Genomic DNA, 15,802 nt, shown 5'->3' with positions numbered 1-15,802 from the left:
GCCGCGACGACCTCCCGATACTCATTTGGTCGGCAAATCGCGGCTGTTATGCGGCTTTTTCGCGCAACTGTGTTTCTGATTGCGGTGAAGGCGCAGAAATGGGGAATATTTCGCCCTTCTGAACGATGACTCGGTAGGCGCTGTGCTTTTTCAAGCGATTTGCTATCTTGCCAAACCTGCCGCAAGTCCCGGGCTTGCCGTTCTGACTACTATAAGAGAAGCCTTGCCATGTCCTCCGTGCCCGCAAGCAGTGCGCAACCGTCGCGCCCGCTGACCCGCAACGACTACAAAACCCTGTCGCTGTCTGCTTTGGGCGGGGCGCTGGAGTTTTACGACTTTATTATCTTCGTGTTTTTCGCCACCGTGGTCGGGAAACTGTTCTTCCCTGCCGACATGCCTGAATGGCTGCGCATGATGCAGACCTTCGGCATCTTCGCCGCCGGTTACCTGGCACGCCCGCTGGGCGGCATCATCATGGCGCACTTCGGCGACCTGCTGGGCCGCAAGAAGATGTTCACCCTGAGCATCTTTATGATGGCCGTGCCGACCCTGATCATGGGTCTGCTGCCGACCTACGCGCAGATCGGCCTATGGGCGCCGATCCTGCTGCTGCTGATGCGCGTCATTCAGGGCGCGGCGATTGGCGGCGAAGTACCGGGCGCCTGGGTGTTCGTCTCCGAACACGTGCCACCGCGCCACATCGGCTACGCCTGCGGCACCCTGACCAGCGGCCTGACTGCGGGCATCCTGCTGGGTTCGCTGGTGGCCACTGCCATCAACACGCTCTATAGCCCGGAGCAGGTTTCGGATTACGCCTGGCGTATTCCGTTCTTGCTCGGCGGCGTGTTTGGCCTGCTGTCGGTGTACCTGCGTCGCTGGCTGCATGAAACGCCGATCTTTGCCGAGATGCAGCAACGCAAGACGTTGGCCGCCGAACTGCCATTGCGCGCTGTACTGCGTGACCACCGTGGCGCCATCGTGCTGTCGATGTTGCTGACCTGGCTGCTGTCGGCCGGTGTCGTGGTCGTTATTCTGATGACCCCGACTGTGCTGCAAACTGTCTATCACTTCAGCCCGACCGTCGCGCTGCAAGCCAACAGCATGGCCATTGTCGCCCTGAGCCTCGGTTGCATCGCCTCCGGCGCCCTGGCCGACCGCTTTGGCGCCGGCCGTGTGCTGGTCAGCGGTTGCTTGCTGCTGCTGGCGACCTCGTGGACGCTGTACCACAGCCTTCTTGACCACCCGAACTGGCTCTTCCCGCTGTACACCCTGACCGGCCTGTTTGTTGGTGTGATCGGCGTGGTGCCTTATGTGATGGTGAAAGCGTTCCCACCGGTGGTGCGTTTCAGCGGGTTGTCGTTCTCTTACAACGTCGCCTACGCCGTGTTTGGGGGGTTGACGCCGCTGGCGGTGTCGCTGCTGATGAAGGAAAGCCCGATGGGCCCTGCTTACTATGTCGCCGTGTTGTGCGTGATGGGGACGTTGGTGGGTGGGTATCTGTGGAAGCGCGGACGCTAACCCGCAGCTTGAAGACCATTCCTACACAGCAGTGTGGGAATGGTCATGGATTACAGCGTATTTCTGAAACACCGCTTCAAGCGCTCTAACCTCCTCGCAAGCCCCGGATCTATTGATCTTTATCCTTCCTGTCAGGTTTTTCATAAATACTGGCCTTTCATCTAATTGTCACATTCCAGACATAGAGTGTTCACACGGCCTACCGATACTTGGCCCCGATCCAACTATCCCTATCTGCTAGGAGCAAGGCATGAAACTGAAACGTTTGATGGCGGCAATGACTTTTGTCGCTGCTGGCGTTGCGACCGCTAACGCGGTAGCCGCTGGTGTTGACCCGGCAATTGCGCCGTACACCAAGACCACCGGTGTCTCGGGCAACCTGTCCAGCGTTGGTTCCGACACTCTGGCTAACCTGATGACCCTGTGGGCTGAGTCCTATAAAAAGGAATACCCGAACGTCAACATCCAGATTCAGGCCGCCGGCTCCGCCACGGCTCCACCTGCGCTGACTGAAGGCACCTCCAACCTGGGCCCGATGAGCCGCAAGATGAAGGACACCGAACTGGCTGCCTTCGAGCAGAAGTACGGCTACAAGCCAACCGCTATCCCGGTAGCCGTGGATGCCCTGGCTGTATTCGTACACAAGGACAACCCGATCCAGCACCTGACCATGGAACAGGTCGACGCGATCTTCTCCTCGACTCGCCTGTGTGGTGCTAAAGCCGACGTGAAAACCTGGGGCGATCTGGGCGTGACTGGCGACCTGGCCAACAAGCCGGTTCAGCTGTTCGGTCGTAACTCGGTATCTGGCACCTACGGCTACTTCAAAGAAGAAGCCCTGTGCAAAGGCGACTACAAGCCAAACGTGAACGAACAACCAGGCTCGGCTTCGGTCGTGCAGTCGATCAGCTCCTCGCTGAACGGCATCGGTTACTCGGGCATCGGCTACAAGACTGCAAGCGTGAAGACCGTGGCCCTGGCCAAGAAAGGCAGCACTGACTTCATTGAAGACAGCGAAGAAAACGCCCTGAACGGCAAATACCCGCTGTCGCGTTTCCTCTACGTATACGTCAACAAAGCCCCGAACAAGCCGCTGGCCCCGCTGGAAGCTGAGTTCGTGAAACTGGTTCTGTCCAAACAGGGCCAGGAAGTTGTAGTCAAAGACGGCTACATCCCACTGCCAGCCAAAGTGGCCGCCAAGGCCCTGGCTGACCTGGGTTTGAAAGAAGGCAACTAAGCCTGCAAGACCTGGTGTAGACGCATGTTTTTCTGTGGGAGCGGGCTTGCCCGCGATGCTGGCGACGCGGTTTAGAGTTGAAACCGTATGACGCCATCGCGGGCAAAACCGCTCCCCCACTCACCGTCTACACCCCTAATTTTTTAGTCCGCTGTCAGCTCTGCTCCGCGGCGGATTTCTTGCGTCACTGCATTGTCATCTTTCTGTCATACAGGATCGCTAGGGTGTGCGCATGAATGATCTGGCCAATTCCACCATGACGACGACTTCTCCCCCCAAGCGCATTGATTTCAATACGCCTGAGCTGCAACGCAAGCGCCGCATTCGCGCGCTCAAAGATCGCCTGACCCGTTGGTACGTGTTGATCGGCGGCCTCGCCGTCCTCGGCGCGATCACGCTGATTTTCTTCTTCCTTGCCTACGTTGTCGCGCCACTGTTCCAAGGTGCCTCGCTGACTAAAGAAGATGCGCTCACGCCCGCCTGGCTCCAGGACGCCGGCAAGCCGTTGATGATCTCCCTCGAAGAGCAGAACCAGGTCGCTATGCGGGTTTCCGACAAAGGCCAGGCGCTGTTCTTTAATGTGGACACCGGCGCCGAGCTCAAGCGTGTTGACTTGCCGCTGCCAGCAGGCGCGAGTGTTGCGTCCATTGGTGAAGACCAGCCGGGCAGCCCATTGGTGGTTCTTGGGTTGTCGAATGGCCAGTCCCTGGTGTTCCGCCACACGTATAAGGTGTCCTACCCGGACGGCAAGAAAACCATTACGCCTGCGGTTGAATACCCTTACGGCGAAACGCCGATCGTGCTGGATGAAGCCGGTCGCCCGCTGGAACACGTTGCGCTGAACGCCAGCGACTCGTCGTTGGTGTTGGCCGGTTCCAGTGGTGCGCATCTGAACGTGCTGTCTATCAGCCGTGAAGAAAACATGATGACCGAGGAAGTCACCACCGAGCAGAAGCGTATCGAGCTGCCGCAAATGACCGAGCCGGTGAAAGCTATCTTCGTGGATCCGCGCCAGCAATGGTTGTACGTGATCAACGGCCGTGCCCAGGCCGATGTGTTCAGCCTGCGCGACAAAAGCCTGAACGGTCGCTACAAACTCCTTGAAGACGGCAATGCCGAAATCACCGCCAGCACGCAGCTGGTGGGCGGTATCTCGCTGATCGTCGGTAACTCCAAGGGCGGCCTGGCGCAATGGTTCATGGCCCGTGACCCGGACGGCGAACAGCGCCTGAAACAGATCCGTACTTTCCAGATGGGCACCACGCCAATCGTGGAAATCACGGCTGAACAACGTCGCAAAGGCTTCACCGCCCTCGACGCGTCCGGCAAACTCGGCGTGTTCCACAGCACCGCGCACCGCACTTTGCTGGTCGACCCGGTGGTCGACGGCCAAGGCGTGTTCGGCATGTCGCCACGCGCTAACCGCGTGATCGTCGAAGCCGGCGGCAAGCTGCAACCGTTGCTGCTGGATAACCCGCACCCGGAAGTGTCCTGGAGCGCGTTGTGGAGCAAGGTCTGGTACGAAAACTACGACGAGCCTAAATACGTCTGGCAATCGACCGCCGCCAACACCGACTTCGAACCCAAGATGAGCCTGGCGCCGTTGACCTTCGGTACATTGAAGGCCGCGTTCTACGCCATGCTGCTGGCTGCGCCACTGGCGGTTGCCGCTGCGATTTACACCGCCTACTTCATGGCCCCGAGCCTGCGCCGCAAGGTCAAGCCGGTGATCGAGTTGATGGAGGCGATGCCGACGGTCATTCTCGGCTTCTTCGCCGGCCTGTTCCTTGCGCCATATGTCGAAGGGCATTTGCCGGGGATTTTCAGCCTGCTGATGCTGCTGCCGATTGGCATTTTGGTGGCCGGTTTTGTCTTCAGTCGCTTGCCTGAGTCGATCCGCCTGCGCGTTCCCGATGGTTGGGAAAGTGCAATCCTGATCCCGGTGATCCTCTTTGTAGGCTGGCTCTCGCTGTACATGAGCCCGTACCTGGAAACCTGGTTCTTCGGCGGTGACATGCGCATGTGGATTTCCCACGACCTGGGGATTACCTACGATCAGCGCAACGCGCTGGTGGTCGGTCTGGCCATGGGTTTCGCGGTGATTCCGAATATCTACTCCATCGCCGAAGACGCCGTGTTCAGCGTGCCGCGCGGCCTGACCCTGGGCTCGCTGGCCTTGGGCGCCACGCCATGGCAAACCATGACGCGCGTGGTGATCCTGACCGCCAGCCCGGGCATTTTCTCGGCACTGATGATCGGCATGGGCCGCGCCGTCGGCGAGACCATGATCGTGTTGATGGCCACTGGTAACACCCCGGTGATGGAGATGAACCTGTTCGAAGGCCTGCGCACGCTGGCAGCGAACGTCGCGGTAGAGATGCCCGAGTCTGAAGTGGGCGGCAGTCACTACCGCGTGCTGTTCCTCTCGGCGCTGGTGCTGCTGCTGTTCACCTTCATCATGAACACCCTCGCCGAGCTGATTCGTCAGCGTCTGCGCAAGAAATACTCGTCGCTTTAAGAAAGGTAGAAGTCTGTGAAACAGAACTCCCTGAATGGATGGTTCAAGAGCGGCGCCCCCGGCGTCTGGATCAGCGGTGGCGCGGTGTCCATCGCGGTCATCATGACCATTGGTTTGCTGGCCGTGATTGCGGTGCGTGGTTTGGGCCACTTCTGGCCGGCTGACCTGATCCAGGCCAACTACAGCGTGCCGGGCCAGGAAAACCATATCGTCATCGGCGAAGTGGTGCAGAAAGAAGAAGTACCGCGCGAGCGCCTGAAAAGCGCTGGCTTGCCAGTGCCCGACCAAGGCCCGGAATTCATGACCCGCGAGCTGATCAAGGTCGGTAACCGCGACCTGAACGGCAATGACTTCATCTGGATTGTTGGCGAATGGCTCAAGGACCAGACCAAGCCTGCGAACCTGATGGCCATCGAGCGTCGGGAATGGGGCAACTTCTACGGCACACTGGTTAACGTCAAGCAGGACGGCAAGGTCATCGCCGAGGGCGAGGCCGCGTGGCCTGAGCTGCAAGCCCGCGTCAACCGCGTGAACGCGTTGGCTGCCCAGCTCAAGAGCCTGGAAAAATCCGATATCGGCGCGATCAACGCCGGGCTGGAGCGCATCCGCCTGCACGGCCGCAAGCTGGAGCTGGAAGGCAAGCTCGACGCCACGGCTCAAGCCGATATGGACTCGGGCCGCGCCGAACTGAATGCCCGTTACCAGGACATCGAAGCGCGCCTGGCCGACTTGCACGCCCAGTTCAACCGTGACGCTCTGACCGCTCGCGACGCCAACGGCAAAGAAATCGAAATTGGCATCGGCAAAGTGGTGCACGCCTACCAGCCGAACGCCATGGGCACGATGAGCAAGATCGGCTTCTACTTCAGCAAGGTCTGGGAATTCCTCAGCGACGACCCACGGGAAGCCAACACCGAAGGCGGGATCTTCCCGGCGATTTTCGGCACCGTGATGATGACTCTGATCATGGCGATGATCGTGACCCCGTTCGGTGTGCTGGCAGCGGTGTACCTGCGTGAATACGCCAAGCAGAACACCCTGACGCGCATTATCCGTATCGCCGTGAACAACTTGGCCGGCGTACCGGCGATTGTCTACGGCGTGTTCGGCCTGGGCTTCTTCGTGTATGTACTGGGTGGTTCGGTTGACCGCCTGTTCTTCGCCGAAGCCCTGCCGGCACCGACGTTCGGTACGCCGGGCCTGCTGTGGGCCTCGCTGACCCTGGCGCTGCTGGCGGTGCCGGTGGTGATCGTGGCCACCGAAGAAGGCTTGGCGCGGATTCCTCGCACCGTGCGTGAAGGCTCGCTGGCCCTTGGCGCGACCAAGGCGGAAACGCTGTGGAAAATCGTGCTACCGATGGCCAGCCCCGCGATGATGACCGGTATGATCCTCGCCGTGGCCCGTGCCGCCGGTGAAGTGGCGCCGCTGATGCTGGTCGGTGTGGTGAAACTGGCGCCGTCGTTGCCGCTGGATGGCAACTACCCGTACCTGCACTTGGACCAGAAGATCATGCACTTGGGCTTTCATATTTATGACGTCGGCTTCCAGAGCCCCAACGTCGAAGCCGCACGACCGCTGGTGTACGCCACCGCCTTGCTGCTGGTGCTGGTGATCGCCACGCTGAACTTGTCGGCGGTGTGGATTCGTAACCACCTGCGCGAAAAATATAAAGCGCTGGATAGTTAATTGAAATGAGCGCGGACTAAATGTGGGAGCGGGCTTGCTCGCGAATGCGGTGTATCAGAAACACATCTGTCAGCTGACACACTGCTTTCGCGAGCAAGCCCGCTCCCACACTGAACCGCGCCAGACACAGATTTGAGGTAAACCGCCAGGCCCAATCATGAGGCCAGTGGTTCAACGAAACGAATTGGTAGCACAGGGAGCATCCCATGCAACACGAAACCCACACCCACGGCATCAACATGTCGGCCCTGGGTCGCGACAAGCAGAGCCTGAGCCTGGCCCAGGAAACCGTGGCTATCGAAGTGCCGGGCCTGAGCCTGTACTACGGTGAAAAGCAGGCGCTGTTCGACGTCAGCATGAACATTCCGAAACAGCGCGTGACCGCCTTCATTGGCCCGTCCGGCTGCGGCAAGTCGACGTTGCTGCGCACCTTCAACCGCATGAACGACCTGGTCGACGGTTGCCGCGTAGAAGGCGCGATCAACCTCTACGGCACCAACATCTATCGCAAAGGCGAAGACGTGGCCGAGCTGCGTCGTCGCGTGGGCATGGTGTTCCAGAAGCCCAACCCGTTTCCCAAGACCATCTACGAAAACGTGGTGTACGGCCTGCGCATCCAGGGCATCAACAAAAAACGCATCCTTGACGAAGCGGTTGAGTGGGCACTCAAAGGCGCGGCACTGTGGGACGAGGTCAAAGACCGCCTGCATGAATCGGCACTCGGTCTGTCCGGTGGCCAGCAGCAGCGTCTGGTGATCGCCCGTACCATCGCCGTGGAGCCGGAAGTCTTGCTGCTCGATGAACCGTGCTCGGCACTTGACCCGATCTCGACGTTGAAAGTCGAAGAGCTGATCTACGAGCTCAAGTCCAAGTTCACCATCGTCATCGTGACCCACAACATGCAACAGGCGGCGCGGGTTTCCGATTACACCGCGTTCATGTACATGGGCAAGCTGGTGGAATTCGGCGATACCGATACCCTGTTCACCAACCCGGCGAAGAAGCAGACCGAAGACTACATCACTGGTCGTTACGGCTAGAACGCGGTGGTTCCGATTGCACTGAATGCTGCGGTTCTCCGCACCTTACCGGACGCTCCAAGGACGCCAACATGATTAGCAAAGAAGGCCTTACCCACCACATCTCCGCGCAGTTCAACGCCGAGCTCGAGGAAGTGCGCAGCCACCTCCTGGCGATGGGCGGGCTGGTTGAGAAGCAAGTCAACGACGCCGTCACCGCGCTGATCGAGGCCGACTCGGGCCTGGCCCAGCAAGTGCGTGAGATCGACGACCAGATCAACCAGATGGAACGCAACATCGACGAAGAATGCCTGCGCATTCTGGCGCGTCGGCAGCCGGCGGCATCCGACCTGCGTTTGATCATCAGTATTTCCAAGTCGGTGATCGACCTGGAGCGCATCGGTGACGAAGCCACCAAAATCGCGCGCCGTGCCATCCAGCTGTGCGAAGAAGGCGAAGCACCGCGCGGTTACGTGGAAGTGCGCCACATCGGCGACCAGGTGCGCAACATGGTGCGCGATGCCCTCGACGCGTTTGCCCGCTTCGACGCCGAGTTGGCGTTGTCGGTGGCTCAGTACGACAAGACCATCGACCGCGAATACAAGACCGCACTGCGCGAGTTGGCCACCTACATGATGGAAGACCCGCGCTCTATCTCGCGGGTCTTGAACATTATTTGGGTGTTGCGTTCGCTGGAGCGTATTGGCGACCACGCGCGCAATATCTCGGAACTGGTGATTTACCTGGTGCGCGGCACCGACGTACGGCACATGGGCCTCAAGCGCATGAAGGCCGAAGTTGAAGGCACAGTTGATCAAATCCCTAATGTTCCGGGCGTACCTGACGATAAGTAAGTTGCCCGAGAAATTAACGCCCGGCCTTTGGTCGGGCGTTTTTGTTTGTGGCATCTGAATTTTTTTGCGCAGAGGGTGCAATAAAGTCCCTCTGTGATCCGCGAGTTTTGGCAAACTGCCATCAGTCAGGCGTTTTGCGTGCCGAAGTTTTTATAGGATGAAGGGTCGATGAGTAAAGTCAGTGTGTTGGTGGTGGATGACGCCTCGTTTATCCGCGATCTGGTGAAGAAGTGCCTGCGCAACTACTTCCCGGGGATCAAGATTGAAGATGCGGTGAACGGCAAAAAGGCGCAAACCATCCTGATGCGCGAGACCTTCGACCTGGTGCTGTGCGACTGGGAAATGCCCGAAATGTCCGGCCTTGAGCTGCTGACCTGGTGCCGTGAGCAAGCTCATCTCAAAACCATGCCGTTCGTGATGGTCACCAGCCGTGGCGACAAGGAAAACGTGGTCCAGGCGATCCAGGCCGGGGTTTCCGGCTACGTCAGCAAGCCGTTCACCAATGAGCAACTGCTGAGCAAGGTCAAGCAGGCCTTGCACAAGGTCGGCCGCCTCGATGCCCTGATTGCCAGTGCGCCAACCAAGATGAACTCGGCTTTCGGCAATGATTCCCTGAGCGCCCTGACCGGCGGCAAGCCTGAAGCGGTCAAGACCGCGCCGGTGGCAGCCGCACCCAGCAAAGGCCTGCTCAATAACCCTTCCGTGCAGGCAGCACCGTCCGCACCGTCCGCACCGTCCGCATCGGCGGCCGGTGGTCGCGGCCAGGGCCAGCTGCGGCTGTCCAGCGGCACCCAGCAATGCGTGATCAAGGCGCTGAGCATCAAGGAAGCGCTGCTGGTGGTGCGCCGTGGTGAAGTCCTGCCCCAAGTACTGGAAAGCGCGGTACTCGACCTTGAGCAAGGCGAAAACGCCGAGGTGGCGCGCCTCAACGGCTACCTGCACGCTATCGTCGCTTACGAGCCCAAGCCCGACAGTGATTGGCTGCAACTGACCTTCCGATTCATCGACCAGGATGCGCAGAAGCTCGACTACATTTCCCGCCTGATCGCGCGCGGTACGGCGCAGAAGCACTTTGTGCCGGGTGCGTGATCGACACAGCGTCCCATAACCAATGTGGGCGCGAGCAAGCCCGCTCCCACATGTTGAGCTTCACTGTTTAGCCGAAGGTGTTGTTGCTCAATCCAGCAGCAACACCTTGGCCAACACGATCTTCGGGCCTTTCATCTTCTTGATGATGATGCGCAAGCCTTCAACCTCCAGCACTTCTTCCTCTTCCGGCACGCGTTTGAGGGTGTCGTAGATCAACCCGGCCAGGGTTTCGGCTTCGATGTGGTCCAGGTCCACGCCCAGCAGGCGCTCGACCTTGAACAGCGGCGTGTCGCCACGCACCAGCAGTTTGCCTGGCTGGTAGGCGAGGATGCCGCGTTCGGCCTTGCGGTGTTCGTCCTGGATATCGCCGACCAGCACTTCCAGCACGTCTTCCATGGTCAGGTAGCCGATGATCTTGCCGTCGGCTTCCTCCACCAGGGCGAAGTGCGCGCCGCCTTTGCGGAACTGCTCCAGCAACTGCGACAACGGCATATGCCGCGACACGCGCTCCAGCGGGCGGGTCAGCTCGGCCAGGTTGAACGACTCGGGGATGTGGTCCAGCGCCGCCAGTTCCAGCAGTAAATCCTTGATGTGCAGCAGGCCGACAAACTCGTTACGCACAGCGTCATACACCGGGTAACGGCTGAATTTGTGGCGGCGGAACAGCGCGAGGATTTCCTTGAGCGGGGCGTTGAAGTCCAGGGTGACCAGGTCTTCGCGGGAGTTGGCCCAGTCCACCACTTCCAGCTCGCCCATTTCCACGGCGGAGGCGAGTACACGCATGCCTTGGTCGCTCGGGTCCTGGCCACGGCTGGAGTGCAGGATCAGCTTGAGTTCTTCGCGGCTGTAATGGTGCTCATGGTGCGGGCCAGGTTCGCCTTGGCCGGCGATACGCAAGATGGCGTTGGCACTGGCGTTGAGCAGGTAGATCGCCGGGTACATCGCCCAGTAGAACAGGTACAGCGGCACCGCGGTCCACAGCGACAGCAGCTCGGGTTTGCGGATGGCCCAGGATTTAGGCGCCAACTCACCGACCACGATGTGCAGGTAGGAAATCACGAAGAAGGCGGCAAAGAACGACACGCCTTTGATCACCTCCGGCGACTCGACGCCTACGGCGCCCAGCATTGGCTCGAGGATGTGCGCAAAAGCCGGCTCACCGACCCAACCCAGGCCCAGGGAGGCGAGGGTGATACCCAGCTGGCAGGCTGACAGGTAAGCGTCGAGCTGGCTGTGAACAGTGCGCAGAATCTGCCCGCGCCAGCCGTTTTTGTGGGCGATGGCCTCGACCCGGGTGGCGCGCAGTTTGACCATGGCGAATTCCGCCGCAACGAAGAAACCGTTGAGCAGTACCAGGATCAGTGCAAAAAGAATCATGCCGAAGTCGGCGAAGAGTGTAGCGAGGGTGATACCAGGGGAAGGGTCCATGATGGGGTTTTGCAGGTTCCGTGTGTTCAATAAGGGTGACAGACAGGCCTGAAAGGCAGGCGCAAGTCGGCCAATGTAGCGGCTGATGGGGCGCTTGCCTAGTGCCCGCTGCCGGGCGGGACCTGGAATACGCTCGTCAACACGCTGCATGTCCAATGTGGGAGCGGGCTTGCTCGCGAATGCGCTGGGTCAGTCAACACATTCATAGCTGACCTACCGCCTTCGCGAGCAAGCCCGCTCCCACACTTAATCCGGTGTTGTTTTCGGGTTATTCATCTGTGCCGATCACCTGCGAACGGCTCACCTGTGCCGGTGGGAAATGGCAGGTGAAGGTGCTGCCATGGCCCAGCACGCTGCTGATCTCCAATCGCGCACGGTGGCGCAGCAGCACATGCTTGACGATGGCCAGGCCCAGCCCGGTGCCGCCGGTGTTGGAGTTGCGGCTGGAGTCGACGCGGTAGAAGCGCTCAGTCAGGCGCGGCAGGTGCTTGGCGTCGATGCCGATGCCGGAGTCCTGCACGCTCAGGTGCGCACCGTGTTCATCGGCCCACCAGCGGATGCGAATATTGCCCTTGTCCTGGGTGTACTTCACGGCGTTGAACACCAAGTTGGAAAACGCGCTGCGCAACTCGCCCTCGCTGCCCTTGAGTAGCACCAGCGGGTCGGCTTCCAGGGTGATCTGTTGCCCGCGTTCGCCGGAAAGCGCCTGGGCGTCATTCTTAATGGTCTGCAACAGGCTTTGCACCGCCACCGGATGGTTGTCCGACGGGTAATCGGTGGCTTCAAGCTTGGCCAGCAGCAGCAGGTCGTTGAGCAGGGTCTGCATGCGCGAGCCTTGCTGCTGCATCTGCTGCAGAGCACGGCTCCAGCGCGGGTTGATCTCGTCGACGTTGTCCAGCAGCGTCTCCAGATAGCCGCAGATCACCGTCAACGGCGTGCGTAGCTCGTGGGAGACGTTGGCGACGAAGTCTTTGCGCATCTGTTCCAACTGGTGGATGCGCGTCACGTCGCGCACCAGCATCAGGTGTTCGTTGTTGCCGTAGCGGGTCAGGTACAGCTGGATGCGAACGCGGTCGTTGGTGGGCGAGGGGATTTCCAGGGCTTCTTCGTAGTTCTCCTGTTCGAAGTACTCCTTGAAGCGCGGGTGGCGCACCAGGTTGGTCACCGGCTGGCCGCTGTCCTGGGGTGTCTTGAGGCCCAGCAGAGTCTCGGCCGCGCGGTTCCACCATTCCAGGTTGCCGTCGCTGTCGAGCATGATCACTGCGTCTTTGAGCGCGGCGGTGGATTCCTGCACCCGGTCGATCACTGCTTGCAGACGCCCGCGTACGCGTTGGTCGCGGCGTTGCAGGTGGTAGATGCTGTCGAACACCTCGCCCCACAGGCCGTAGCCGTCTGGAGGTGCTTCGTCGGGTTTGTGCTGGCGCAGCCATTCATGCAGGCGCAGCAGCTGTTTGAGGGTCCAGCCCAGGTACAGGCCAATACCGACGGCCAGGCTCCAGCCGTAATAACCACTGACCAGGCCTACCACCAGGCAGCCGGTGATCAACAGCAGCATGTGGCGGATCAGGGTGCCATGCCAGTTCTGGTTCACTTAAACATGCGTCCTTGTCAGCTGTTAAGGAAAGGGAGGGCTGGCTCAGCCTTTGGTGGAAAAGCGGTAGCCGGTGCCGCGCACGGTTTGTACCAGATTTTCGTAGGCATCGCCCAAGGCTTTGCGCAGGCGACGGATGTGCACATCCACGGTGCGTTCTTCCACATACACGTTGCCGCCCCACACTTGGTCGAGCAACTGGCCGCGGGTGTAGGCGCGCTCCTGGTGGGTCATGAAGAATTGCAGCAGGCGGTATTCAGTCGGGCCCATCTCGGCCGGCTTGCCGTCGATGGTCACGCGGTGGCTGATCGGGTCCAGCAGCAGGCCGCCGACTTCGATTGGCGCTTCGCCATCGGTCGGGCCGGCACGGCGCAGAACGGCTTTCAGACGCGCGACCAGCTCGCGTGGGGAAAATGGCTTGGTGATGTAGTCGTCGGCGCCGACTTCCAGGCCCTGAATCTTGTTGTCCTCTTCGCCCTTGGCGGTGAGCATGATGATCGGGATGTCCCCGGTCAGCTCATCACGCTTGAGACGACGGGCCAACTCAATGCCGGAGGTGCCGGGCAGCATCCAGTCCAGCAGGATCAGGTCCGGCTTGCGGTCGACGATAATGGCATGGGCCTGCTGGGAGTTCTCCGCCTCCAGGCAGTCATAGCCGGCCATTTCCAACGCAACGGCGATCATCTCGCGGATGGGCGCTTCGTCGTCGACGATCAGAATGCTCCTGCCAACCATGCTCAAAATCCTCTTGTCATTTAACTGTCTTGCGCCGCATTAGATAACGGAATTATTGCAGTCGTGTGACAGTAATTTAGTCGCTTGGGCAATTTTCGGCACTCTGGTCTACCCTCTGGGTCCGAATCCTGACAACCACAAAAGGAAGGTTCCGATGACTCAAAGTACTTTTTCCTGGAAAGCCCTGCTGGTAACGGCCGCGTTGACGCTGCCGACACTGGCATTTGCGGCTGAGCCGGCGATGACCAAAGACGGCATGCTGGTGGACCATAAGGGCATGACGCTCTACACCTTTGCCAAGGATGCCGATGGCAAATCCATGTGCAACGACAAGTGCGCCACCAACTGGCCGCCGCTGATGGCTGAATCCACCGACACTCCCATGGGCAAGTGGACCGTGATTACCCGTGACGATGAAAAGAGCCAGTGGGCCTACAGCGGCAAGCCGCTCTACACCTTCGTTATGGACAAGAAAGCCGGTGACATGACCGGTGAAGGCAAAATGGACGGAGCCTGGAAGGTCGCCAAGCCCTAATGCCGTTCAGTTAAGCGCAGACCCCTGTGGGAGCGGGCTTGCTCGCGAAAGCGCTGGGTCAGTCAACATCAATGTTTGCTGGGCCGACGTGTTCGCGAGCAAGCCCGCTCGCCACAGGATCAACGAAACCCGTAATCCGCCACAATCCCTACAAAAATTGCCAACCCGGCCCAGTGGTTGTGCAAAAACGCCTTGAAGCATTTCATCCGGTCCTTGTCCTGCGTATACCAGAACTCCCAGGCAAAACAGCCTGCCGCCGCCAGCAATCCAAGGTGGAACCAGCCGCCCAGCTCGAACCGCATACCTGCGAGCAACAGGCAGACCAGCGACAAACCTTGCAGCGTGAGGATGATCACGCGGTCCGCATCACCGAACAGAATGGCGGTGGACTTCACGCCGATCTTCAAGTCATCTTCGCGGTCCGTCATCGCGTAATAAGTGTCATAACCCACCGTCCACAACAAATTGGCGATGTACAGCAGCCACGCCGTGGCAGGCAGGTGGCCGGTCTCGGCGGTGAACGCCATCGGCATGCCCCACGAAAACGCCGCACCCAGCACCACTTGTGGGTAATAGGTGTAGCGCTTCATAAACGGGTAGCTCGCCGCCAGCGCCAGGCCGCCCAGCGACAGCAGGATGGTGGTGGCGTTGGTCAGCAGCACCAGCAGAAAGCTGAGGCCCATCAGCACCGCAAAAAACACCAGCGCTTCTTTGGAACTGATCTTGCCGCTGACCAGTGGGCGTTGCTCGGTGCGCTTCACATGGCCGTCGACCTTGCGGTCGGCCCAGTCATTGATCACACAGCCGCCGGCGCGGGTCAGCACCACGCCGAGCACGAAAATCACGATGTTGATAAAAGAGGGTGAGCCTTTACCGGCGATCCACAACGCCCACAGCGTTGGCCACAACAGCAGGTAGATGCCGATGGGCTTGTCCATGCGGGTCAGCTGAATGAAATCCCAGGCCCTGGGGTTCAGGTGGTTCAGGGACTTGAGCAGACGTTGATACATCAGCAGTTCTCCGGATGGTCATGCAGTGCATGCCAAAAGCTCGGCAGGAAGATTTCCGCCACCAGCACGCTCAGCGGCCCGCGATCAAAGCGCGAGCGGCGCCCCCACAGGCCGTCGGCCTGGTCCGCGGTCGGCAGCCATTGCCTCGGGTAGTGGCACACCTCGATGGCCTGGCGGGTGAAGGCGTGGTCGCAGAACAGCAACTCGCCCAGCGAACGGCTGCCCAGCTCATCCATGTGCAAGCCGTCGCCCTGCAAGGCACTGCGCGCCGCCACGCTGCGGGCAAACACCCACGGCTGGCCGTGCCCGCGCAAATACACCTCGCGCACCCAGCCGATGCTAGCAGGGGCCAGGCCCAGCGCCGCGCATTCATCCTCGCGCAACGGCTGCCAGCCTTCGAACAGCGGCGTCACACTGAAACCGTCGTTGGACAGCCACGTCAGCCGGCGTGTCAGCGAGCCTTCGTCGAACAGCCAATTGAGTGTCAAGGGCGCGGGCAATGGGCTCAGGAGGCTCTGGGTCAGCCATTGGCAAGCATCGGTTGGGGCGATTGAGTGCGGCACGGTGAGTCAGTATTGGCAG

13 protein-coding genes are annotated in these 15,802 nt (G+C 60.2%); 8 read left to right on the top strand and 5 right to left on the bottom strand.

Going from position 1 to position 15,802, the window contains the following annotated elements; translation table 11 throughout:
* Positions 1 to 228: 228 nt before the first annotated feature.
* From E0F99_RS01035 to E0F99_RS01005, 7 genes are all read left to right on the top strand, one after another.
* A complete protein-coding gene (locus E0F99_RS01035) occupies positions 229 to 1,518 on the top strand; it encodes an MFS transporter (protein WP_083356070.1) in 1,290 nt (429 codons plus the stop codon).
* A 250-nt stretch (positions 1,519 to 1,768) separates the two neighbouring features.
* Positions 1,769 to 2,755 carry a phosphate ABC transporter substrate-binding protein PstS gene (locus E0F99_RS01030; protein WP_083356071.1) on the top strand — a complete coding sequence of 329 codons (987 nt, stop codon included), beginning with the start codon at positions 1,769 to 1,771 and terminating at the stop codon, positions 2,753 to 2,755.
* A 232-nt stretch (positions 2,756 to 2,987) separates the two neighbouring features.
* A complete protein-coding gene (locus E0F99_RS01025) occupies positions 2,988 to 5,273 on the top strand; it encodes an ABC transporter permease subunit (protein ID WP_083356072.1) in 2,286 nt (761 codons plus the stop codon).
* A gap of 15 nt (positions 5,274 to 5,288) precedes the next feature.
* The gene (pstA, locus tag E0F99_RS01020; protein ID WP_083356073.1) at positions 5,289 to 6,959 is read left to right on the top strand and encodes a phosphate ABC transporter permease PstA; all 1,671 of its coding nucleotides are present in this window, start codon (positions 5,289 to 5,291) and stop codon (positions 6,957 to 6,959) included.
* A gap of 206 nt (positions 6,960 to 7,165) precedes the next feature.
* Positions 7,166 to 7,999: a phosphate ABC transporter ATP-binding protein PstB gene (gene pstB, locus E0F99_RS01015; RefSeq protein ID WP_056860879.1), complete on the top strand. Its 834-nt coding sequence runs from the start codon at positions 7,166 to 7,168 to the stop codon at positions 7,997 to 7,999.
* 71 nt (positions 8,000 to 8,070) lie between these two features.
* A complete protein-coding gene (phoU, locus tag E0F99_RS01010) occupies positions 8,071 to 8,832 on the top strand; it encodes a phosphate signaling complex protein PhoU (protein ID WP_083356074.1) in 762 nt (253 codons plus the stop codon).
* A gap of 168 nt (positions 8,833 to 9,000) precedes the next feature.
* Positions 9,001 to 9,921, top strand: coding sequence for a response regulator (locus E0F99_RS01005; protein ID WP_083356075.1), 921 nt, complete (start codon positions 9,001 to 9,003; stop codon positions 9,919 to 9,921).
* Between the two features lie 87 nt (positions 9,922 to 10,008).
* On the opposite strand, the gene E0F99_RS01000 is transcribed toward E0F99_RS01005, so the two are convergent.
* The 3 genes from E0F99_RS01000 to phoB all read right to left on the bottom strand — a co-directional run bounded on the left by E0F99_RS01000 (position 10,009) and on the right by phoB (position 13,675).
* Positions 10,009 to 11,349 carry a hemolysin family protein gene (locus E0F99_RS01000; RefSeq protein ID WP_083356076.1) on the bottom strand — a complete coding sequence of 447 codons (1,341 nt, stop codon included), beginning with the start codon at positions 11,347 to 11,349 and terminating at the stop codon, positions 10,009 to 10,011.
* Positions 11,350 to 11,617: 268 nt separating this feature from the next.
* A complete protein-coding gene (phoR, locus tag E0F99_RS00995) occupies positions 11,618 to 12,904 on the bottom strand; it encodes a phosphate regulon sensor histidine kinase PhoR (protein WP_232000151.1) in 1,287 nt (428 codons plus the stop codon).
* Positions 12,905 to 12,985: 81 nt separating this feature from the next.
* Positions 12,986 to 13,675, bottom strand: a complete 690-nt coding sequence (phoB, locus tag E0F99_RS00990) for a phosphate regulon transcriptional regulator PhoB (protein WP_003176964.1) — start codon at positions 13,673 to 13,675, stop codon at positions 12,986 to 12,988.
* Between the two features lie 154 nt (positions 13,676 to 13,829).
* Between phoB and E0F99_RS00985 the strand changes: the two genes are divergently transcribed.
* Entirely contained in the window at positions 13,830 to 14,210 is a 381-nt protein-coding gene (locus E0F99_RS00985) for a COG4315 family predicted lipoprotein (RefSeq protein ID WP_083356078.1), read from the top strand.
* Positions 14,211 to 14,329: 119 nt separating this feature from the next.
* Here the strand turns inward: E0F99_RS00985 and ubiA are convergent, their stop codons facing one another.
* The gene (gene ubiA, locus E0F99_RS00975) at positions 14,330 to 15,220 is read right to left on the bottom strand and encodes a 4-hydroxybenzoate octaprenyltransferase (protein WP_083356079.1); all 891 of its coding nucleotides are present in this window, start codon (positions 15,218 to 15,220) and stop codon (positions 14,330 to 14,332) included.
* Positions 15,220 to 15,783: a chorismate--pyruvate lyase family protein gene (locus E0F99_RS00970; protein ID WP_083356080.1), complete on the bottom strand. Its 564-nt coding sequence runs from the start codon at positions 15,781 to 15,783 to the stop codon at positions 15,220 to 15,222. The genes ubiA and E0F99_RS00970 overlap by 1 nt, the downstream gene beginning before the upstream one ends.
* Positions 15,784 to 15,802 lie beyond the last annotated feature (19 nt).

Origin of the sequence: Pseudomonas antarctica (assembly GCF_900624995.1) — a bacterium.
Classification (GTDB): Bacteria; Pseudomonadota; Gammaproteobacteria; order Pseudomonadales; family Pseudomonadaceae; genus Aquipseudomonas; species Aquipseudomonas antarctica.
This window is presented reverse-complemented; position numbering and strand designations above follow the sequence as displayed.

What these genes read in the sequence shown, in the direction of transcription:
- E0F99_RS01035 (WP_083356070.1), top strand. Translation starts at nt 229, where the DNA reads ATGTCCTCCGTGCCCGCAAGCAGTGCGCAACCGTCGCGCCCGCTGACC.
- E0F99_RS01030 (WP_083356071.1), top strand. Translation starts at nt 1,769, where the DNA reads ATGAAACTGAAACGTTTGATGGCGGCAATGACTTTTGTCGCTGCTGGC.
- E0F99_RS01025 (WP_083356072.1), top strand. Translation starts at nt 2,988, where the DNA reads ATGAATGATCTGGCCAATTCCACCATGACGACGACTTCTCCCCCCAAG.
- pstB (WP_056860879.1), top strand. Translation starts at nt 7,166, where the DNA reads ATGCAACACGAAACCCACACCCACGGCATCAACATGTCGGCCCTGGGT.
- phoU (WP_083356074.1), top strand. Translation starts at nt 8,071, where the DNA reads ATGATTAGCAAAGAAGGCCTTACCCACCACATCTCCGCGCAGTTCAAC.
- E0F99_RS01005 (WP_083356075.1), top strand. Translation starts at nt 9,001, where the DNA reads ATGAGTAAAGTCAGTGTGTTGGTGGTGGATGACGCCTCGTTTATCCGC.
- E0F99_RS01000 (WP_083356076.1), bottom strand. Translation starts at nt 11,349, where the DNA reads ATGGACCCTTCCCCTGGTATCACCCTCGCTACACTCTTCGCCGACTTC.
- phoR (WP_232000151.1), bottom strand. Translation starts at nt 12,904, where the DNA reads ATGCTGCTGTTGATCACCGGCTGCCTGGTGGTAGGCCTGGTCAGTGGT.
- phoB (WP_003176964.1), bottom strand. Translation starts at nt 13,675, where the DNA reads ATGGTTGGCAGGAGCATTCTGATCGTCGACGACGAAGCGCCCATCCGC.
- E0F99_RS00985 (WP_083356078.1), top strand. Translation starts at nt 13,830, where the DNA reads ATGACTCAAAGTACTTTTTCCTGGAAAGCCCTGCTGGTAACGGCCGCG.
- ubiA (WP_083356079.1), bottom strand. Translation starts at nt 15,220, where the DNA reads ATGTATCAACGTCTGCTCAAGTCCCTGAACCACCTGAACCCCAGGGCC.